The sequence below is a fragment of the Funiculus sociatus GB2-C1 genome, from assembly GCF_039962115.1.
Taxonomy (GTDB): domain Bacteria; phylum Cyanobacteriota; class Cyanobacteriia; order Cyanobacteriales; family FACHB-T130; genus Funiculus; species Funiculus sociatus.
Window position 1 is genome coordinate 68,134 of the sequence record NZ_JAMPKJ010000022.1, and the last position, 20,822, is coordinate 88,955.

Consider the following 20,822-nt stretch of genomic DNA (forward strand, 5'->3'; position numbering starts at 1 on the left):
CACCATCTCTACACTAATCTTCCATATCGTGCTGTCATCGGTTGGGCTGGATTTTCTTGATTGTAAGCCCAAGCCCACATCTGATCGCCTAGCGAGAAGTGCCACCACTCATTAGGATGACGGCGAAATCCAGCTTGACACATCACAGAGTTCAACAACTGCCGATAAATATGATACTGCTGTTGGGCGGCATCAGTGCTATCGGCATAATAATCTGGATACGACGCGGGAGATATTTCATCAATCTGGGTTCCCATGTTAACAGTCTGCCCAGTGCTGTCTACTAACGTCACATCAACCGCAGCACCAGTGCTATGAGGCGGTGGTGTTGCTGGGTTCAAGTTGGGGAATGCCCAAAATTGATAAACTTGTTCCCAAATCTCTTGACGCTGTGCTTCCGTTAACTCAGTTAAATTTAACTTCCGCGCCTGAACAACTTCAGCAAAGGTGTAATCTACCATAAATTGCTGGACTTCCACCGGGCGATAAGCGTCAAAAATTTTGATTTGCCAACCCTGATGTACTTGTTGCAGGAGAGTTTGGGCTACCTTTAAGCTATCTAGAACGCTTTGGCGGAGATAATATGGCGAAAGCGCTCCATAACTAGCACCCAACTTTTGATAAGGATGAGGAGATTCTACCGCAAATTGCTCCAAAGGAATTGCAGCGATCGCTTCCCCACACTCTACAATTGCAATCTCCTGATAAGCTTTCATGCTCCGTTTCCTCTGGCTGACATCATTTCTATTCTGGTCTGTAATAAATACACTTAATATAGCCATCCTATTTTAGTTGTGAACCGATAGCCCTTCAGATACCGGACTTCTCCAAGAAGTCCAGTATCTCGACTTCTGGAATTATTTAGGACTGCTATACTTTTTATTTTATTTGTATTGGATGCTATTAATAAATTAATATAGTTCACTTAAGAATATTTGTAAGTTGGTTTAAACTTTGTGAAGCTTGGGAAACAGTCATGCCAATTCGGACTGCTCCGATCCCTCTAATAACTACTTTTGATTGGTTTGTTAGTGCTGCTTGCACTAGAGTAGCCGACATTACAGAAGAAACTGCAAGTATGCTAATGCAGAAAGTCAAAAATTTATTATTGTTAGACATGGCTAATATTTTTAAGTAATTCTGGGTTTTGCTTAAATGTATCTACCAATTAAGAAGGTGCAATTCCAGATTTTAGTTTTCTTTTCAAAAATTTTTATATAGGGTCAAACGATAGTGAAACCAAATAAACTTTTCTGAGAACTTGGTTTGTTATCATCAAGTTTAACCTACGTTTTTTTACATTTTTAAGTGTTGGTATTTATAGATAACAGGATAATTTTGATTAGCCATATAGTTAATTTTTCGATACTTTAATGGACTGCGATTTGAATATAAAATCTATCAAAATGCGTAAAAAAGTATACCAATAGTTAGATTACAGGAACAATAATAAATGATGATATTGAGGACAGGATCGAGAGTTTACTAGATAGAGTAATTCGGGTGAGCGATCGCGATCGCTCACCATCACGCATAATCTCAATGACATAATTTAATCTTTAGTTGTTTCGGGCGCAGGTGGCACCGGATCGTAACCGCCGGGGTAGAACGGATGACAGCGCAAGATGCGGCGAATCGCAAGCCAACCGCCGCGCCATACTCCAAATCTCTCTACCGCCTCTATTGCGTACTTAGAACAAGTCGGCTGAAACCTACAAACTGGAGGAAACAGCGGAGAAATCAAAACCCGGTATCCTTTAATTAGCCAAATCAGTAATATTTTCATTCTGGCACCTTAATCTAATAGATTGGTAATAGAGCTTTTTCCCCTTTGAATAAAGTCTTTGTTTAACCCTGTGTCTTCGTTAGAATCATTCCCGCAGCTATGGCTCCAAATTATCTTAATTGGAGTCTGTCTTGGCGTTATTGTACTACTAGCAGAGGGGCTACATCGGTACACCTCCACAGATCCGGAACGGGTGCGGAAGGTGGTACACATTGGTACTGGCAATGTGATTTTGCTTGCCTGGTGGCTGAATATTCCCGCTTGGGTAGGTATTACGGCTTCGATTCTAGCGAGTAGCGTTGCCCTTTTATCATACAAATTCCCGATTCTTCCAGGGATTAACAGCGTTGGGCGCAAGAGTTGGGGAACATTTTGCTACGCCCTTAGTATTGGGATTTTAGTTGCTTGGTTCTGGTCTATAAACCAACCCGAATATGCGGCGCTGGGAATTTTAGTAATGACTTGGGGGGATGGGCTGGCAGCACTGATTGGGCAGAAATTTGGTAAGCATCCCTATCAATTTGGGGGGAGCAAAAAAAGTTGGGAAGGCTCTTTTACAATGTTTTTGGTAAGCTATGCGGTCAGTAGCTTGATTTTACTCGGCGTTCATGGCAATATCTGGCAAAGTTGGGCGGTGCCGTTGGCAGTTGCCTTAGCTGCTACTGCCTTAGAAGCATTTTCCTGGTACGGTATTGATAATTTGACAGTTCCTGTGGGCAGTGCAGCGATCGCATTTTTCTTGACTGGGTTGCTGCTAACCTGAAAATATTGTCTTAGCTTATAGTTGCAACATCGCCTCCGCCAAATCACTATTTAAACCTTTCAACATTTCTTGAAAAAACTCGGTTTCTGGGAGAAACCGGGTTTTTTAATGGTCGAGTTTTTCTCAATACGGTTTAGGTTTACTTAAAAACTTAAAATCCAAAACCTGGGATTTGTTGGGAAAGAGGATGCAGAACCGACTACCCATAAGCATTGGTTGGGTGACACTTGCGTACTGCTACGCCAAAGCAAGCTACATACTATTCCCTAAAAACCTTCTTAAGTAAACCTCAAATTTATTTCTTTTGCCTGTTTAATTATTCAAAGCTTATGTATATAAACTTATTTTTTAATGCCATTAATAAGCAATTTGTATATTTAATTACCGTTTACTCTAAAGTATTTACTACCATTGATAGATTAAAAATAGACAATATCCTTTCCACTGGCAGATTCCCGATAAAGGCTTATTAGTACAAAATTAAGCATTAACACAATACAAAGCTGTCATAAATTTAACTTGCATATTAAATTGCTTGCGAGAGCAATAATTAGCGAATAGTCATGGGCTAGATTCTTCCCCATTACCAATTGCTTAAATCTTCCTATGTGCAAATTAGATAGACAGCAGCTTATCTATCTATTATTAGCAGCACATCAAATGACTTTTTTTAATTCCACAGTACCCCCTCTGCGCCGCAAACAAAAAAATCTGGATTTTCAGGATCTCCAAGGCCTTTGGCGTATTCATTTGCAGATCGGAAACACTACGCTTTATTCCACGTTTTATACTCGGATCGATCAAGCTTGCATTTTCTGGGGTTTGATATCGGCCGCGATTTTTTTCACCGCCCACTTTTTCCCCTTGAGTTGGAATATTCAAGCTGCTTTGTGGTCAGCGCTGACTCTGATTGGTACTGCTGTAATGGTAGTATGGACGCGCTTTTGGGTTAAGGTGGAGCAGGTTAGCTGGGTGCTGTATTGCTGGGTAATTTTAATGTTAGTGGGGCTTGTCCTGACTGACTTGGGTATTTTCTTGGGCTGGGGAAATGTTTTGATGCGCCTGTGTCCGTTGTGGCTGGGGTTGAGCGCTTTTGGCTATTTCTTGACTGGTTTAGGGGTGCGATCGCGTGCTATCCTTCTGGCTGGAATTGTCCACCTGCTATGTATATTTCTCCTTCCCTACTTTTGTGGTTGGGAGTTTCTGATCGCTGGAGGCGTGATGGTGATTAGCTTGTTAATCTTAGCTGAATTTCAGTGGGATATGCGATCGCCTATTAGTTACGATGCGTTGACCCTAGAACAAAAGCAATTCAATCAACAGCAACATCAGCTACGCCGAATGATTGTTTAGAAATATTTCAATAAAATTTGGTGGAGAAGAAACGCTTTTCCCCACCAAATTATTGATTATTGACCACACAACGACAGAAAAAGACATTCACTTGGCTACCAATCAGCCCTTCTAGTTTCTTTTAAGGGGTCGCCTGAAAAAGGCTGCACTCCAGTCACAGGATAAGCATCGTCACTTGGGCCAAAGATGCGGGCGATCGCTTCGGAAAAATACTGGGTGATACTATCCATCATTCGGGTAATACCCATATACTTACTCTCCCGGTTTGTTTGTAGGCTTGAAACGTAAATTAGCTCTCTATACTTACCATTATGAGTAGTTTTGGATTATTGACGTTTATTTGCAATACTTGTTTGATTAGGTTTGCAATACTTTGCTTGTCGTTGATGAAAGCGGTGCGTATCATTAAAACTTCTACAACTTTTTTAAACTTACTTATATTTTCAACAATTTACTTTAATAATTATGACTTTTGATGGAAATTGCTCCTGTTATGGAGAGCATCCGGCTTTCGTCAGGGCGGCGCAGTTATAGTTTTATGCGATCGCTCTTTATTTCTCTGTTTTAGATAAAAATACTATTAAGAATAGTATACAAAGGATATAAATAGCCGTTAGAGGTCATGTAACCTACCTGATACATCTGTCTTCTTTAAAAGATTATCAAAATACCTTGGCAGTATTTTGGTGAATAGCACTATAATCGTAGAAACTATTCTTGCCAAGGTAGCAAGATTATGAAAATTTCCCTTGACGGACTTGCAAAGCATCCGAACCCGCTTCAGGAGCAGGAAAGGGCAGAAGATCGGGAACTGGCGATCGCGCCTGAAGATTATAGCCTCCTGACCGACCTCTACCAGCTGACGATGGCAGCTTGCTACACAGGCGAAGGTCTGGAGCAAAGACGCGCCAGCTTTGAGTTGTTTGTGCGGCGCCTACCAAACGGCTTTGGCTATTTGATTGCGATGGGGCTGGCGCAGGCGCTAGACTACCTGGAGAAATTCCGCTTTACATCAAGTCAGCTGGAGGCTTTGCAGGCGACAGGGATTTTTGCACAAGCACCAGCGCGATTTTGGTCGCTGCTGGAGGAAGGTCGCTTCACAGGCGATGTGTGGGCAGTTCCAGAGGGAACGGCTGTTTTTGCTAACGAGCCACTGCTACGGGTGGAAGCTCCCTTATGGCAAGCTCAGTTAGTAGAAACCTACCTGCTGAACACCATCAACTATCAGAGTTTGGTGGCGACGCGGGCGGCGCGGATGCGCGATGCGGCTGGGGCGCAAGCGACGCTGCTAGAATTTGGGACGCGACGGGCGTTTAGTCCCCAAGCCTCTGTGTGGGCGGCGAGGGCGGCGTTGGCAGCTGGGTTAGATGCCACTTCTAATGTATTGGCAGCGATCAAATTGGGTCAAAAGCCTAGTGGAACGATTGCTCATGCTTTGGTGATGGCGATCGCAGCCACATCTGGAAGCGAACAAGAGGCTTTTAAGGCATTCCACCGCTATTTTCCTGGTGCGCCATTGTTGATTGATACATACGATACAGTCGCCGCTGCCCAAGGTTTGGCACAAATGTTAGCAGCAGGGGAAACACAATTGGCTGGGGTGCGGATAGATTCGGGGGATTTGGTAACTTTATCTAAACAAGTGCGATCGCTTTTACCCGATGTTCCCATCTTTGCCAGTGGCGATTTGGATGAATACGAAATTGCCAGATTGAAAGCAGCTGGCGCTTGCATCGACGGTTATGGACTGGGAACTCGACTGGTTACGGGAACAGCTTTAAATGGGGTTTATAAACTGGTGGAAATTGATGGCATTCCCGTGATGAAAGAATCGAGCGGTAAGATAACTTATCCTGGTCGAAAGCAGATTTTTCGCCGCCATCAGGGAAGTCAGGTTAAAGCAGACAGATTGGGATTGTTGACGGAAAGCCCTAATGGAGAAGAACCTTTGTTGCAGCTGGTGGTTAAACAGGGCGAACAGGTGCAGTTACCAGATTTAGCGGAAATTCGAGAGCGTACAGCTGCATCAGTTGCTAGTTTACCAGCTCTGACGCGATCGCTTGATTCTCCCATTTCTGTATCTGTGGAGATTTCTGAGGCGCTGAGGTTGTTGACTGAAGAAACTCGTCTTGGTTAATCGAAGGAATGAACCGCGTTAGTGCTATATGAACCCGAAGGAAGAAAATGAAGAGAATTGCTTTGTTTGGTACAAGTGCTGACCCGCCGACATCGGGACATCAGGCGATCCTTAATTGGCTGTCTCAACACTACGATCTGGTGGCGGTGTGGGCATCGGATAATCCGTTTAAGTCTCACCAAACGCCGTTAGAACATCGATCCAGAATGCTACGGTTGCTGATTGAGGAACTTAATTCGACTTGGCACAATATCTGCCTGTTTCAGGAACTCAGCAGTCCGAGAACTCTGGAAACGGTGCAGAAGGCCAGGGGAATTTGGGGAATGTCGGTAGACTTTACAGTAGTAATTGGTTCCGACTTAGTTAGCCAGATGCCGCGTTGGTATAGAGTTGAAGATTGGTTGCGGCAAGTGCAACTGCTGGTAGTACCTAGACCAGGATATCCGATAGAAGACTCTAGTTTAGAGGAACTGCGGCAGATGGGGGCGCACATAGCGATCGCTCACCTTAACGCGCCAGCGGTTTCCTCTACAGCGTATCGTGAGAATGGAAACACCAAAGCCTTGACGACCACCGTCAAAGACTATATCAATAGAGAACGTTTATACGAATGCCAGGACGCGGCTCGAAAAAAATAGCACAACAACCGACATTAGCCGATTTTAAAGTCGGAGTTGATAACGTAATTTTCTCAGTCGATACAGCGCAAAATCGACTGTTAGTTTTGTTAGTAATGCGCCAAGAAGAACCCTTCTCAGGACATTGGTGCTTACCCGGTACTTTAGTCCGTCAAGGAGAATCTTTAGAAGATGCCGCATATCGAATTTTAGCTGAAAAAATTCGCGTCAAAAACTTGTACTTGGAACAGTTATACACCTTTGGCGGGCCAGGACGCGACCTGAGGGAATGTGATGATAGTTATGGGGTGCGTTATCTATCAGTTAGTTACTTTGCTCTGGTACGGTTTGAAGAAGCTGAATTAATTGCCGATGGCGTTAGTGGTATTGCTTGGTATCCCTTAGAACAAGTGCCGCAACTCGCCTTTGACCACAATAAAATTTTAGAGTACGGTCATCGGCGTTTGCGAAATAAGTTAGAGTATAGCCCAGTGGCATTTGAAGTGTTGCCAGAGGTATTTACTTTGAGTGACTTATATCAGCTTTACACGACAGTTTTAGGGGATAATTTTGCAGATTATTCCAATTTCCGCGCCCGGTTGTTGAAGCTGGGTTTTCTTTACGATACTAAAGTAAAAGTGTCGCGTGGTGCTGGTCGTCCGGCTAGTTTGTATCGGTTTGATGCTGAAGCGTTTGCCCCGTTTAAGGATAAGCCTTTGGTTTTTATCTAAACGCCAAGGCACACAAAGTAATTTAATCTTCTGCATTAAAAAAATAAAACATGGAACCCGAAGAGACTTTAGATATCCAAGACATTCGTAATGAGATTGATAAAATTGACCGGAAAATTATCGAACTTCTTGGCAAGCGATTTGAATATGTGAAAGCTGCTGCCAATTTCAAAACCAGTGAAGAAAGTGTAAAAGCCCCAGAACGTCGTCAGGCTATGATGCAGCAAAGACGTGTTTGGGCTGAAGAACAAGGCTTAAATCCTGATCTAATTGAAAAGTTATATCAAGATTTAGTCACTTATTTTATGAATGAAGAATTAAACCATTGGAAATCAAGAAAATAAATAATGTAATATATTCAAATACAGCAAACCTTAATTATATAAAATCTTATTTTTCTTCCTCTGCGACTCTGCGGTTCGTTTTAAAAAAGTAGCTTTCACACATCAAATAGGATGGCTATATATGAAAATTGCGATCGCTCAACTTAACCCTACAATTGGCGACCTCGCCAACAACGCCCAACAAATTCTCAATGCTGCTAAAATTGCATCTGAGAATAATGTCCGTTTATTGTTAACACCGGAACTTTCTTTATGCGGTTATCCGCCACGGGATTTGCTCTTAAATCCCAGCTTCATTGAAACAATGGCAAACGTTTTACAGCAATTAGCGCAAAATTTACCGCCAAATATAGCTGTTTTAGTGGGAACAGTTGAACCAAATTCAAAAGCGCACGTTGCTGGCGGGAAACCTTTATTTAACAGTATCGCCTGGTTAGAAAATGGTCAGTTACAGCAAATTTTTCACAAGCGACTGTTACCAACCTACGATGTTTTTGACGAATATCGATATTTTGAACCAGGGCTGCAAGCTAATGCTTTCACCCTCGACAATCTCCACATCGGAGTAACAATCTGCGAAGATTTGTGGAACGATGAGGAATTTTGGGGTAAGCGCAGCTATGCGATAAATCCAATTGTTGATTTAGCTCAATTGGATGTAAATTTTATTGTAAATTTATCAGCTTCGCCTTACAGAGTTGGTAAGCACAAGTTGCGAGAATCGATGTTGCGACATAGCGCGTCTCGCTTCAATAAACCAATCGTATATGCTAATCAGGTTGGGGGAAATGATGACTTAATTTTTGATGGTTGCAGTTTCGCTTTAAATCGTACTGGTGAGGTAGTTAGTCGCGCTTTTGCTTTTGAAACAGATTTGGTGTTAATAGAATTTGATGAGGAAAAGCGGGATCTGATCCCCGCCAACTCCTCCTCTTTAAGAGGTGAGGGAGGGATATCGCCTTTACCCGAAACTGAAGATGAGGAAATTTGGGGTGCTTTGGTGTTGGGGGTGCGAGACTATGCGCGTAAGTGCGGCTTTTCTAAAGTAGTTATTGGTTTGAGTGGTGGGATCGACTCGGCATTAGTGGCAGCGATCGCATCCTCTGCATTAGGATCAGAAAATGTATTCGGCATTCTCATGCCTTCTCCCTACAGTTCCGATCATTCTATTAAAGATGCGCTGGAATTAGCCGAAAATCTGGGCATTGCAACTGAAATTCTGCCCATTGGCGATTTAATGACAGGTTACGACAAAACTCTGGAAAAGGTGTTTGCTGACACATCTTTTGGACTTGCTGAGGAGAATATTCAATCGCGGATTCGCGGTAATTTATTAATGGCGATCGCTAACAAGTTTGGCTATCTCCTACTATCTACAGGCAATAAATCAGAAATGGCGGTTGGTTACTGTACGCTTTACGGCGATATGAATGGCGGATTAGCTGTAATTGCTGACGTACCTAAAACCTGCGTCTATTCCCTTTGTAATTGGCTGAATGCTGAGAAACTGGGGACTGGGGACTGGGGACTAGGGCCTTGGGAAGAAAAGAATGCTACTCTTTCCTCTATCCGAAAAGAAATTATCCCAACCAATATCATCTTCAAGCCTCCGAGTGCAGAATTAAAACCCGGTCAAGTTGATCAAGATTCTCTGCCGTCTTATGATATTTTGGACGACATTTTACAACGCTTAATTCACGAGTATCAATCATCAGCCCAAATTATCGCCGCCGGACATGATGCAACTGTCGTTAAGCGAGTAATGCAGCTGGTAGCGCGTGCGGAATTTAAGCGGCGACAAGCACCTCCGGGAATTAAGATTACAGATCGCGCTTTTGGTACTGGTTGGCGAATGCCAATTGCCAGTCGTTGGGCGGTAAACAATTAAAAATTTCAAAGCCAAGAAAGTAGACAGGCATCTTGCCTGTCTACGGTTTATTGTTTTACGAGTTTTAAACGCGATCGCTTCTCCCAAACCTTCTTAATCTGAGATTTTTTCAAACTTTGCAAGCGCGATCGCAACTGTTTTAAATTCGGTGTCTCTCCGCCATAACGCCATTGGACATATGCCTGAGAAATTTCGTTGATGACTTCGGCTTTGTCGGGTGAATGGTGTTGACGTGCTTGATAAGCATACTCTAGGGGAGTGTGTGCTGGGTGCTTGGCGTATCCTTGGACACTCAACTCCTTAAGCATTTGCTGGTAGATACTTTCCATCGGCGGCAACTTACCCAGCCAGAGGCGGTAACGCAATGCTTGCAACCTGTTCCAAGCCAACCAACCGAGGAACCCCAGGCAAATTGCCAATATAATCCCAGTAAACAATCCCACCCAGCCATTGGAAAGCAGCGCCCATAACCAGATTATCGCCCCAATCAGCCAGATGGTAATGGCACCGAATACGTTATTTAACCAACTTGCTACAGGCGAAGGCAACCACCCCGCAACCCAATGCCAGAACTGGCGCAACACGCTAAAGGTTTGGTCTTCTTCAACGGAGGGGGGAATTAAGGGATTACCGGGAATCGGATCAAAGGCAAACCAGCCGTAGTTGGGAAAATACACTTCTGTCATCGCGTAAGCGTCGGTGTTGCGGACGACATAGAAGCCAGTGAAGGGATTGAACTCCCCTGGTGAAAAGCCTGCCACTAACCGCGATGGAATGCTAATCGATCGCAACATAATTGTTAAAACGCTGGAGAAGTGGTCAGGATAACCTCCTTTGTGTTTGAAGAGAAATGCTTCTACTAAGTCTTCGTTTTCATCCAAAAAAGGCAAGCCAAGAGGGTCTTGTGGGATGGTGTAGTTTTGTTTGAGATACTGAGCTAAGTAGAGAGCTTTTTCGTAGGGAGAGGTGATGGGTTTTCTCGACTTGGCTAATATTTCTTCGGTTAGCTGCCGCACTTTGTCAGAGATTTCTGGAGGAACTTGCAGATAGTAATTGCGGATTCTTTCGGAATAGTCTGTTGATGTTTTCGCCAAAAGAGCGCGATCGCGTACTGGTACTTCCGAAATTACGGTGTAGGTAAATCCTTCCCCCAAACCTGTAGGCGATCGCAAACCGCTCTCGGTATCCATCGCTACTTCCTGTGTGGGAAAATACAGTTCTTTAGGATAGGATAAGGCGGGAATCAGATTCGGCAGTTCAGAGACTATTGTGTAACTCTGAATCACCTGTTTAGTTTTCCCACTGAAGATTACCTGTCTGGGAAGGAAAAATCGGTACGACCAGGCCGGACGTTGCACAGTCTGCGTTTGCTTGTCGCGGGAAATTTCCCAACCCTGACCAGTGTAGCGATCTAACGCCAGCACTCGCCAAAATCCCTCGGCTTGTGATCGCACTCGCATCACCACTTTGGGCTTCATCTCCCCCCGGAGATTCTGGTTAATTTTGCTGCTAAAGCCGTAGTAGAAGGTATCATCCATCTGCCCGGCGCCCCTTTCTTGGTTTTGTCCGCCGCCTCCACCTCTACCTTGTTTACCTTGTCTGGCGTAACCAGGGTTAACTATGGCGCGGCCGTTACTAGAAAAATTTTGTTGTTCTAAACCTTGAGGCCCGCTAACTGGAAATGTTTGTAGTTGATAGCCAGGAAACCGGGGCATCAATGCAAAAATAGTTAGTCCCAGCCCGACAATTAAAGTAAAAAGTAAAAAGTAAAACTTAAAAGTGCTTTTAATTTCTTGGGGATTTTTTTTAACTTTTGTCTTTTTACTTTTGCCTTCAAGTAGGCCTAACCGAGAGCGATAATCTAGCACCAAAACAGGCAGCGCTACGCCCAAAAACAACAGCAAAATTGGCGCAAAGGTTAATGTTTGGCTGACTGTACCAGCAACGCCTAACAAAATCAGCCCAATCACCATCGAATAACCCAAATCTTTGCGACGCGGGAGGTCAAAGCTGTGCAGCACTTGCAGATGAATTAACAATTCTGCAAGCACCAAGCGTGTATCATTCAAAGCACCAAACAGATTTCTCAAAAAAACTGTTAGTGCTACCACCATCCCAATCGCTATCAAAAATTTTACAGGCACATTGCGATCGCGTCGTCGATACCAACTCCACGTCGCACCAACTAGACTCAGCGGCACAGCCCATAAACTAATCTGAGTTTCCGCCGCTACATCCGTGGCAATAATCCCCACAACTACGAGTGCCTGCACCAGCACCCGTAGCAGGATTGATTCTTCCGTTTCCGGCTTCGACGTTGTTTCTAGCCGTTGCCGCACCCGATGCAAAGCTGAATTAGTCATTAGTCATTAGTTATTGGTCATTAGTCTATTGTGCTTTGTCCGCTGTCAGTTGTCCGTATGTGTTGGAAGGTTGGAAAGTTGTTAGAACGACAATCTCTACCCAACGTTTCAACTCGACAACCCTTAAGTGACGATTGACTGCTGACGAATTACTAATGACTATGAACTAATGACTACGAACTAATTGCGATCGCAAAAATCAGCGGTGGTTGATCCACTTCTGACAAGCGAATTTCCAGAGGATAAGTCTGATTAGGTTCTAAATCAAACGATTCTACACTCAGGTAGCCTGGATAGGAACGCTGCGCCGTTGCTTCTGCAACAGCAGTTCGCAGCGTCAAACTGCCGCCACGAGGTAAGCGACTAACAATCCTGCACCTGGGAACCTTACCTTCTACCTGGTATTCTGCCTGGACGCTCATGATCCCCAGAGATGTTTGCCAATGTCGCTCCACAGGCTTCGAGTCGGGCGATACTGGCAACGTCAGCGCCTTGATGATTTCTCTAGCCGCCAATAAGGACAGCGCCATCTGTTGACTATCTGTAGCTTCTTCGTAACGATTCGTGAAAAATTGCTGCTCTTGGGGGGAACGGGTTGGATAGAGCAACACCATTCCTGCTAACTGGTTTAGTGTCTGGCGTTGTTCTGGAAACAACGCGCTGGCGGCACGCACCAATTTCGCTCCCTGTGCTAGCGGCGACTGCACGACCTCCTGACAGGAATCTAGCAGTTGTGTTAAAACCGTTTCGGGGAGGGTGACAGGCAGACTGAAGTTAGAAAGCTGGGGTATCCACAGGGGAACAGAGCTTTCAGCCTCGCGGTCTAAATAATCAGGTTCGTAGTTGCAAATTTCCGTCTCCCAAGGAAAAAGAGGTGGGTTACGTTCAATTTCAACTTGCAGTTTGCGCTTCAAAAGGGCATGGAAACGATTTTGCACAGTCGGTTTTTCTCCTCCCAAGTTGAGTGGTTGACAGCCTTGGGCCGCTTCATCGAGGTGGTCTAATACTAGGCTCAGGTCTTCTGAGTCTAGGGGATCAGAATAATCCAATTCCATTGCCTCCACAGGATCGCCTTCCAAGTTAGGGTCTTGTGGTGGTTCTGCTGCTGTGGGATTAGAATCCTTTAGCAGCCATGCTAGGAAGCGGTTATCTATCGCTTCGGAATTGTTATCTAGGTCACTATTCATCTTGAGATGCACTTGCTCCGGATACTGAACGATTGCGAATTTCCCAGGCAAGCTCCAGCAGCTTAAACCATCGCTTTTCGACCTGGGAAACCGTACAATTTAAAGTCTGAGCGATCGCTGCTGCTTCCACTCCCTGTTGCTTTAATCGTAGTAATTCAGCCTGTTGAGCGCTCAAAAGTCCTTGAAACACCTGCCATTGCTGGGGTGTTAGTCCCAAATTGCGCTCCAAATCCGCTTCTAACCACTGATGCACCAGTTCCCAGCGATGGGAAAGGGCAAACCGAATTAAATGATATTTGAAGCGTTGTTGTAAATAATCCCTCTGGCGGGGAGTCAAACCCAAAATCGCCTCAATTTCCCCGGCAGATAAATCTTTCAGGCGCAGCGTAAAGTAATCGACGCATTCAGTCTGCTGGCGGTCTTTGAGATATTTCATCAACTCCTTAACCACCGTTTGGCGCAGGCTCTTTTCCAACGGTTCCGGTTCATGACCTACCATTGCCTCCCGCACCTGATGCACCGTTGCTTCATTCCAAACCGAGTCTGACTCGGTAGCGCCTCCCTCAGCCGCCTGCTCCATATCTACGGAAGTTTCCGGAGGTTGCTGTTGCGAAAATGTCTGCGCCCGCAGGATGATGAGTTGCTGAGTACGATGACCCGGAAGCGGAATGCGTCGCTTGCCGTAGCGTTCGGCAAAAGCCATGTATTCTGCCAACTCTAAAAGAGTATGGGGGCGATACTTGGTAACAATCGCATTCTCGCGGCGAAACGCATTTAAGGATTCCGCATAGAATCCTTGCAAGAAATCTTCAATCAGCACCAGCCGCGCCTGATAGCTCGTTGGCACCTGTGAAGGTGTAATGTAGCGATAGACAATTGCACTCAGAGTAGCGTGTAATTCCACTCTTCCCCGATGTGCGCCCATCTGATAATAGTGAAGACATTGCTTTAGGCGAAGACGAGCCAGTGTCGTCGCCCAAGTTTCCACATCTCCTGAATCTTGGATGCGTTTACTCTCATGACAAATTCGGGCGACTTCACTGGCTATCCGCGCCGCCACCTCACGACAGTTATCCTCCGAGGCTTTTGTTGACTCTCGGAGTTCGTTAAATAGTAGTTTAAAAATTGCCTCCACGCGCTGGTAGATATTCCCCACACTGGCTAAATTGTTACCAAGACCCTAGCATACCCAAACGTCATACGTTAACAGCACAAGCCCTTAAATTAACAATATGAATTTAGACCAACAGATTCTAGCACTGATTGACAAAGCGCAACTTTATGGTGTACCACCTGAGTGGATTACCCAAATCGCACCCGTTCTCATCGAATATGCCACGGGGTTACAACATTTAGAGTATTACATTCTCCAAAGCCCAGAATCCGGTTGGTTATTGACAACCCTTAGTAATCGGGCCGAACCCGATGTCCAAAAAAAGGTGATACACGCTTTCTCAACTCTTGAGGACGCTAAGGGTTTCCAGTTAGTGCCAGATCCTCAAATTGTTGCCCAAAGAGAGCCTGTGACTCACATTTTGTTTGAGACGGTCGGCAGGGAGGTGATAGACAGCACAATTTTCTTTGATACTCCTGGTAATCGTACCACTGGCTATGAAATTTTTCGGGTAAATTTGATAGAGCGCATTAAAGAACATCAGCAAATACATCGACCTTCCCCCAAATCTAACCCCAGAAACTTGCCTCCAGATATTGCTTGAGCAAGGGTTTCTATGGTGAGCTTTTTTAATCAATGGGTTGAAGCTTTAAGAAATGTAATAGAATGTCCGATTTGTATTAATCGTTTACACTCGTCTACTTAAAGCCGAGCCTAAATAAACGCAACTAAGAAACCGGGTTTGTAGGGTTCCTGCAATCTCCGTTTAATTATGCCCACCTCCTTAGCCGCTAAAGTTAATTGCTCTTGTAAATGTTTGTAAAAATATTTCCAGAGGTTCCTGGTAAGCAGAAAAAGTTCTGTAGAGGTACTTATTGATTTTGGATTTTGGATTTTGCGAAGGTCGGATATATTCCAAAAGCCTCCCATAAGGCAAAATCTCTTTGATATTGTTTTGACGACAGCACTGTTATGCTTACCATCGAGTGCTTACGCAGCAGTTTTCAACATCGCCTCAGGCGGGCAGATTTTCGATTTTTCGACATCGGTTTTTACTTTCAGTGTCTCCGGCGAGGGAACCATCACCGACCTGAACGTGAGGTTTTCCGCCCAGCATACTTATGATTCTGACTTGACTGTTTTCTTGCGATCGCCAACTGGAACACAAATTCAACTATTTTCGCAGGTAGGTAGCTTTGAGGACAACTTTCAGGATACCCTGCTCGACGATCAAGCAGCGATCGCAATTACTGCTGGTGACGCGCCATTTATCGGTGCCTATAGACCTAGTAGCCCCCTGAGTGCGTTCAATGGGCAGAACCCCAACGGAACCTGGACATTGAGCATTGTTGACGACTTTGCCGCCGAGGATGGCTATTTGTACCAAGCAGGCGACGCAGCACCGTGGGGGACTGCCCTTGGTACGCAGCTGAGTTTTAATTCTTCTACTCCAGTGCCTTACGAGTTTTCACCAACCTTGGGCATATTGGTGCTGGGCGGTTGGGGTGCGGCGACTCAACTCAAAAAACAACTGCAAAAACGCAAGTAATACTTACGCGATCGCAAACTTTTCTAGTTGTTTCTAACAGTATCAAATTCCAAAATACCCAGTACTTACGAATAGCTACTGAAATTAAAAGCCACCCAAGTTTAATTAGCTTATTAGCCAGTAATTACACTGAATTTTTCAAAAATCACCTCTATCTCTCGATAGATTGTCCGGAAGTTTAAACCAGAAAGGGAAAGATGAACCAGGACGTCCTGATTGAACTTTACACTGGGAAATTATCACATGGATATTCGTTCGCTGCCCATAGTTTGCAAACTGCAATTAGCCAGTTTGAAGAAAGAGCAGCCGATCTTAGACTGTGAAACAGCTACTCCAGATCGTCAGTGTCAGCAACTTAAACGTCCACTCACTTTCCACAAAAGTTTAGTATTTCTTGGACTAACAGCAATATTAGGACTCAGTGGAGGCACTGCCCCTCAAAGTGCGATTTCTCAAACGAACTTAGTTTCATCAATAGGCAGTAATGTCACCTTTTCCTGTAACGATTCTGAAGCAACAATTCGAGCTAAAAACGGCCCTAGAGTCACCTTTGGATCGTCAATCATATACATCGGCTACCAGCAAGTATCAAGTATTAACCAAGACCCGCGAATGGTGCGTTTCGACAATGGTGTAAGAACTTGGTGTAAAACAGACTACGACACAACAGGTGCTGATGGTCGAGGCTACGGTTTACTTTGGAATGGCAGCAGCATTTTATATGCTGCATTCAGTACCGACGGCACACAGGGAACATCCAGCCAAGATTTCCGCCGCTTTGCTACAAATGGTTGGTTAACTAGCTATGGACAAGGTGGGGGTAGAAAAGTGGCAATTCTGGCACGGATAGATCCCAAAACTGGTAACGTTCTCAATGCGACATTTTTATCAGCTTTGCTAAGTAATGGAGAAAGCAATTCTTTAGATGTAAAAGGCTTATCTTGGACAGGCACAAACCTTGTCATTCAAGCAGATTCATATTTTGCTCCTCGACGACCAAATAAAACTGCCATGACTTGTATTGGTACCTCGCCCTTGCAATACAAGGCGCAATTCACTAGCGACTTAAGAACTGTGGTGCAGGCTTCAGCACTAGGTTGTTCTTAAATTGGGACTTGCCAATTAACGCAATGTGCAATCCCGATTAAAACTCTCTTTAAGAAGGGCGCAAGGGAGATTATTACCTGATTTGGTCTAGTGTAGATCCCCAAACCTCCCTTCTTAAGGCGGATTTCTAAAAGTTGAACCTTAAGGCAATTACTAATTGTTAAAGGTTAATTGCTAATTGGGAGAATAAAAAATGAACAATTATCTCTTTTTGCCTTTTGCCTTCTGTATTGTGCCTTTTTTAGTTGGAGAAGTGGCACAAGCTGCTACATTTACTGAGATTGGGGATGCTGGCGAATTGCTTTCAACAAGTCAGGCTGTCAGTACCCAACCGCCCGGAACACCCCTGACCAGCATCTTAGGAATAATAACGGCAGGTGAAGATATTGACTTGTTTCAAATCTACGTAAATGGTGTTAATCCATTTTCAGCTACAACAGTAGGTACTGGGACTACGATTGACACGCAGTTATTCTTGTTTAATTCAGCGGGCATAGGTGTTTTTGGAAACGATGACGATGCAGGTACTCCTCAGTCAACTATTCCTTCCACTTTGTTATCTGCTGGGGTTTACTATTTAGCCATTTCTACCTTTGGAGACTCGCCAGCAAGCACTGGAGGTGACATTTTTCCTTCACCATTGTTGGGAGTTCAAGGGTCAACTGGTACTGGTGGTGCGTCGCCACTTAGCGGCTGGTTCAGAGACAGCTTTGATGACAATATTGGCACCTACACTATCAATTTAACCGGGGCTGAGTTTACTACTGGTTCTACTCCTGTTCCCTACGAACCGCATTCAGCACTGGGAGTATTAGCGTTGGGTGTTTGGGGTGCTGTTTCTAGATTTAAAAAAACACGAAAATTAGCCAGGAAATCATGTATAGCGGGCAATACCAGCCAAAGCGGACAACTTGCTAAAAAGCCAGAAAAGCAAGTTTAAATCTATGAAAAAACGTACTGTCATCGTAGGTAGGTTATTAGGAAACCCAAAGTTATGGTTGTTTGCGATCGCTTTCGGCATAGCTGCGGTTCAAGTAATCTTAACCTGGAAGCTAACTCGCGATAGCGATCGCTTAAGCTTAACTGTCTTGTCTTGGTGTGCTTTATTCTCTTTGCTGTGGAAAAAACGTAATACTTTAAAAGTAGAAAGTGATATTCTTTCTACTTTATTTGGTGTCTTACTGATTGCTATCAGCCTCATCAAAAGCACATCTCTGTTTTGGTTTGAGTCTTCATTTATTAAAATAGCTATATTATTTTTCGCTTTAGGTTTGGGTTTGATAGCATCTGGTTTTAAGGGATTAAAGCAATATTCGTTGGAATTTATTATCGTGTTCCTTCTTGTTATTCCTGAAGAATTGCTATTACAGCAACTTGAAAATCTAATTAATACCAGTTTACTAGCCGCTAAGTTTTCAACCTTCATGCTTTGGTATTTAGGATTTACAGTTTCTCGCCAAGGCGTAAACGTGATTTTACCCAACGGCGCTATAGAAATATATGCCGGATGTTCTGGATTAAATGCGATGTTGCTACTGTTACGGCTATCGCTGCTTTTCGTTTTAGTATTCCCTACAGAACTTTATAAAAAAATATTGTTACCTATAGCCGCTATTTTATTAGCATTTCTAATCAATGGGATTCGAGTTGCTTTAATGGCGGTTTTGGTAGCATCCTCAAATCAGCAAGCATTTGAATACTGGCATGGATCTGAAGGCAACCAAATATTTTCTACAATTTCCATTTTAATTTTTGGTATGTTATGCCAATTCTTGCTACATGAAAATAAACCAGAAAATCCAGATAACATGGAGTTTTAAAAGCAATGATATTGAGCAAAGAACTGCGAGGTATATTATTAGCTATAACTTCTTTTGGGATTATTTTGACGCTTTTAAAGTTAATTTTAGATCCGGAAGCAGGTAATAAAACTGTTACTTTGTTCGCTTTTCCGCCAACTGTTCCATTAACTGAAGCCCAACTATTGGAAAGTAAACCTCTGAATGATACAGTTAATCAGCTACCTGGACAATACGATTCTGTTATTGCTGGAAGGCAATATCGATATATTAAAAATGGCATTCCTATCAATATAGAGATGCGCTATGTGGTAGGTACTTTGGGAAATATCGATAGCTTGCTGCAAAAACATACTGATGTCAAGCTACCTCGTGGTGAGATGATACAGACGTTACGCCAGCAAAATGAAATGGGCTTTTATAGCCTCTTTGTTTATCAGCATCAAGCTTACTTGAATGCCTGTATTAACCCACGCGGAAACAGTACAGTTACTATGCAACAATTTTTGAAAAATCAAGTTACTTACGACTTACAAATAGGACGTTTGATGCCTTGGTTATTAGGTAAAGAAACTTTGCGCGATCGCCGTTGTCTTTGGGCGCATTTATCCACGCCTTTAAATGGTACTAACCCTGAGTCTTCCTACCAACTTTTGGAACAAGCTTGGTTTTCCTGGTTTCGCTGGTGGAAACCGCGCTTTCCTAAACAATAGATAGTTTTGAGTAATAACGATTTAGAAAAAAGTTTTAATTGTATGAATCAATCAGAAAGCAAAGAAATTCGGACTATTTCGCTCTTGCGGGCCGCAGGTTACGGCTTGTTGATGTTAGCCTTCTTTGATTTTTCTCAGATTCTTGTTCCGCCACGCTTTACTAACCCAACCTGGGAATTTCAGATGATGGGTTCTCTCGTTGAAAGAGTTCCTGTACCTTTGATAGGACTGGTGTTAGTTTTTTACGGAGATTTAAGTTATCGCCGCAAATTAGAAACAACTATTTTAAAACTTTTTTCCTGGGTTTCTCTAGCATTGGGAGTATTATTTTTGCTGCTAATTCCTTTAGGAGTTAATAACACTTGGCGGCTTTATAATCGAAACAATGCCCAAATCAATTACCAATCATCTCAACAGTTATCGCAAATTCAACAATTTAAAGGCAGGTTAGCACAAGCTACTACTGAAGAAGATATGAATCAGCTTTTTGCGGCTTTAAATCCCCAAGAGCGATCGCCTGAAATTAAGAATACTGAAGACTTCAAAAAGAAACTACTTGCAGAAATTGGTAAAGCTGAGAAGATTGTTACTACCCAAAACAAAACAACGCGCCAAAATATGCGCCTTAGTCTAATAAAAAGTTCTCTAAAGTGGAATTTAGGTGCGTTGGTTTCTGCCACTTTGTTTGTTTGGATTTGGCACGCCACACGCTGGGCGCGACGCAAGCGAAGCAAGAGCATTCATAATTAACCTCAGTTCGGGATAAGCATTTGTAGACTCAGAAACCCTGAAGTAGGTTGAGGAGAGAAGTTGCAAGCCGAGAGAGGAGTTGGTGATTGTGGATAGAAATTGATGGAGAAGCGTCAAGAAAGGGAGGGGCAAGTAAGCTGAAAAATATACAGAGATATTCAGCAATCCCGCCCTATGTCCAGTTTAGATGCTTTGTTTTGCCAAATAGATGACTTTTGTCAAAAATTTGAACCGCAGTGGCAGCGAAGGTTACGCTCTGCATGGCCTCAAGACTCGGAAGCGAGAACGAAGTTTATGCTTGAGTGAGGTGATGACGATTCTAGTTGCTTTTCACCAAAATCATTATCGCAACTTCAAGCACTACTACCTTGACCATGTTTGCGTGTACTGGCGAACAGAGTTTCCGGGTCTGCCAAGCTACCAGAGATTTGTGGAATGGATAGCATCAACCTTACTGCCACTATGTGTGTACCTCAAACATTGCTTTGGCCAATGTAGCGGTATCAGCGGGAGCATCCCGGTTTTGCAAGAATATCAAACAGATAGGAGTTCGTTGAGGTAAGCGCAACGTAGTTTGAGCATTTGACTCACATTTTTGGCTAACCACTGCGCTCCAGAAAT

20 protein-coding genes and 1 pseudogene are annotated in these 20,822 nt (G+C 43.7%); 15 read left to right on the forward strand and 6 right to left on the reverse strand.

The window, feature by feature from the left end:
• Positions 1–8 precede the first annotated feature (8 nt).
• Both NDI42_RS12720 and yidD read right to left on the reverse strand, forming a co-directional pair.
• Complete coding sequence (locus NDI42_RS12720; RefSeq protein WP_190456447.1) at positions 9–716, reverse strand: M15 family metallopeptidase; 708 nt, start codon at positions 714–716, stop codon at positions 9–11.
• An 836-nt stretch (positions 717–1,552) separates the two neighbouring features.
• A complete protein-coding gene (gene yidD, locus NDI42_RS12725) occupies positions 1,553–1,786 on the reverse strand; it encodes a membrane protein insertion efficiency factor YidD (RefSeq protein WP_190418206.1) in 234 nt (77 codons plus the stop codon).
• A gap of 70 nt (positions 1,787–1,856) precedes the next feature.
• Between yidD and NDI42_RS12730 the strand changes: the two genes are divergently transcribed.
• Positions 1,857–2,549, forward strand: coding sequence for a diacylglycerol/polyprenol kinase family protein (locus NDI42_RS12730; protein ID WP_313931210.1), 693 nt, complete (start codon positions 1,857–1,859; stop codon positions 2,547–2,549).
• Positions 2,550–3,413: 864 nt separating this feature from the next.
• Positions 3,414–3,902 carry a hypothetical protein gene (locus tag NDI42_RS12735; protein ID WP_348231404.1) on the forward strand — a complete coding sequence of 163 codons (489 nt, stop codon included), beginning with the start codon at positions 3,414–3,416 and terminating at the stop codon, positions 3,900–3,902.
• 95 nt (positions 3,903–3,997) lie between these two features.
• Here NDI42_RS12735 and NDI42_RS12740 read toward each other — a convergent pair whose 3' ends face one another.
• Positions 3,998–4,150, reverse strand: a complete 153-nt coding sequence (locus tag NDI42_RS12740) for a hypothetical protein (RefSeq protein WP_190418212.1) — start codon at positions 4,148–4,150, stop codon at positions 3,998–4,000.
• Between the two features lie 488 nt (positions 4,151–4,638).
• On the opposite strand from NDI42_RS12740, the gene NDI42_RS12745 reads away from it, so the two are divergent.
• The 5 genes from NDI42_RS12745 to NDI42_RS12765 all read left to right on the forward strand — a co-directional run bounded on the left by NDI42_RS12745 (position 4,639) and on the right by NDI42_RS12765 (position 9,619).
• Entirely contained in the window at positions 4,639–6,039 is a 1,401-nt protein-coding gene (locus NDI42_RS12745) for a nicotinate phosphoribosyltransferase (protein ID WP_190456451.1), read from the forward strand.
• A gap of 47 nt (positions 6,040–6,086) precedes the next feature.
• Complete coding sequence (locus tag NDI42_RS12750; protein ID WP_190456453.1) at positions 6,087–6,677, forward strand: nicotinate-nucleotide adenylyltransferase; 591 nt, start codon at positions 6,087–6,089, stop codon at positions 6,675–6,677.
• Positions 6,650–7,387: an NUDIX hydrolase gene (locus tag NDI42_RS12755; protein WP_190440713.1), complete on the forward strand. Its 738-nt coding sequence runs from the start codon at positions 6,650–6,652 to the stop codon at positions 7,385–7,387. Before NDI42_RS12750 ends, NDI42_RS12755 begins: the two co-directional genes overlap by 28 nt.
• 50 nt (positions 7,388–7,437) lie before the next feature.
• Complete coding sequence (locus NDI42_RS12760) at positions 7,438–7,731, forward strand: isochorismate lyase (RefSeq protein ID WP_190456456.1); 294 nt, start codon at positions 7,438–7,440, stop codon at positions 7,729–7,731.
• Between the two features lie 121 nt (positions 7,732–7,852).
• Positions 7,853–9,619: an NAD+ synthase gene (locus NDI42_RS12765; protein WP_190456458.1), complete on the forward strand. Its 1,767-nt coding sequence runs from the start codon at positions 7,853–7,855 to the stop codon at positions 9,617–9,619.
• A gap of 47 nt (positions 9,620–9,666) precedes the next feature.
• Here NDI42_RS12765 and NDI42_RS12770 read toward each other — a convergent pair whose 3' ends face one another.
• From NDI42_RS12770 to hetZ, 3 genes are all read right to left on the reverse strand, one after another.
• Complete coding sequence (locus tag NDI42_RS12770) at positions 9,667–11,982, reverse strand: transglutaminase TgpA family protein (RefSeq protein ID WP_190456460.1); 2,316 nt, start codon at positions 11,980–11,982, stop codon at positions 9,667–9,669.
• Positions 11,983–12,155: 173 nt separating this feature from the next.
• Positions 12,156–13,169 (reverse strand): hypothetical protein, encoded by a 1,014-nt coding sequence (locus NDI42_RS12775; protein WP_190456461.1) that lies wholly within the window; start codon positions 13,167–13,169, stop codon positions 12,156–12,158.
• Entirely contained in the window at positions 13,162–14,325 is a 1,164-nt protein-coding gene (gene hetZ, locus NDI42_RS12780; RefSeq protein ID WP_190440700.1) for a heterocyst differentiation protein HetZ, read from the reverse strand. Before hetZ ends, NDI42_RS12775 begins: the two co-directional genes overlap by 8 nt.
• 76 nt (positions 14,326–14,401) lie before the next feature.
• Here hetZ and NDI42_RS12785 point away from each other — a divergent pair, with 76 nt between their 5' ends.
• From NDI42_RS12785 to NDI42_RS12820, 8 genes and pseudogenes are all read left to right on the forward strand, one after another.
• Complete coding sequence (locus NDI42_RS12785) at positions 14,402–14,887, forward strand: hypothetical protein (protein WP_190440683.1); 486 nt, start codon at positions 14,402–14,404, stop codon at positions 14,885–14,887.
• Between the two features lie 351 nt (positions 14,888–15,238).
• Positions 15,239–15,832 (forward strand): PFE-CTERM domain-containing protein, encoded by a 594-nt coding sequence (locus NDI42_RS12790; protein ID WP_190456463.1) that lies wholly within the window; start codon positions 15,239–15,241, stop codon positions 15,830–15,832.
• Positions 15,833–16,048: 216 nt separating this feature from the next.
• The gene (locus NDI42_RS12795; RefSeq protein ID WP_348231405.1) at positions 16,049–16,939 is read left to right on the forward strand and encodes a hypothetical protein; all 891 of its coding nucleotides are present in this window, start codon (positions 16,049–16,051) and stop codon (positions 16,937–16,939) included.
• 193 nt (positions 16,940–17,132) lie between these two features.
• On the forward strand, positions 17,133–17,879 hold the full coding sequence (locus NDI42_RS12800; protein ID WP_190456466.1) for a DVUA0089 family protein: 747 nt from the start codon (positions 17,133–17,135) through the stop codon (positions 17,877–17,879).
• Positions 17,880–17,883: 4 nt separating this feature from the next.
• Complete coding sequence (crtA, locus tag NDI42_RS12805; RefSeq protein WP_190456468.1) at positions 17,884–18,759, forward strand: cyanoexosortase A; 876 nt, start codon at positions 17,884–17,886, stop codon at positions 18,757–18,759.
• Positions 18,760–18,764: 5 nt separating this feature from the next.
• Positions 18,765–19,451: a cyanoexosortase A system-associated protein gene (locus NDI42_RS12810; protein ID WP_190456470.1), complete on the forward strand. Its 687-nt coding sequence runs from the start codon at positions 18,765–18,767 to the stop codon at positions 19,449–19,451.
• A 42-nt stretch (positions 19,452–19,493) separates the two neighbouring features.
• Positions 19,494–20,201, forward strand: a complete 708-nt coding sequence (hpsJ-A, locus tag NDI42_RS12815) for an HpsJ-like protein, cyanoexosortase A-associated (protein WP_190456472.1) — start codon at positions 19,494–19,496, stop codon at positions 20,199–20,201.
• 174 nt (positions 20,202–20,375) lie between these two features.
• Positions 20,376–20,709 (forward strand): annotated as a pseudogene (locus NDI42_RS12820) (IS982 family transposase); the annotation flags it as partial.
• Between the last annotated feature and the right edge of the window lie 113 nt (positions 20,710–20,822).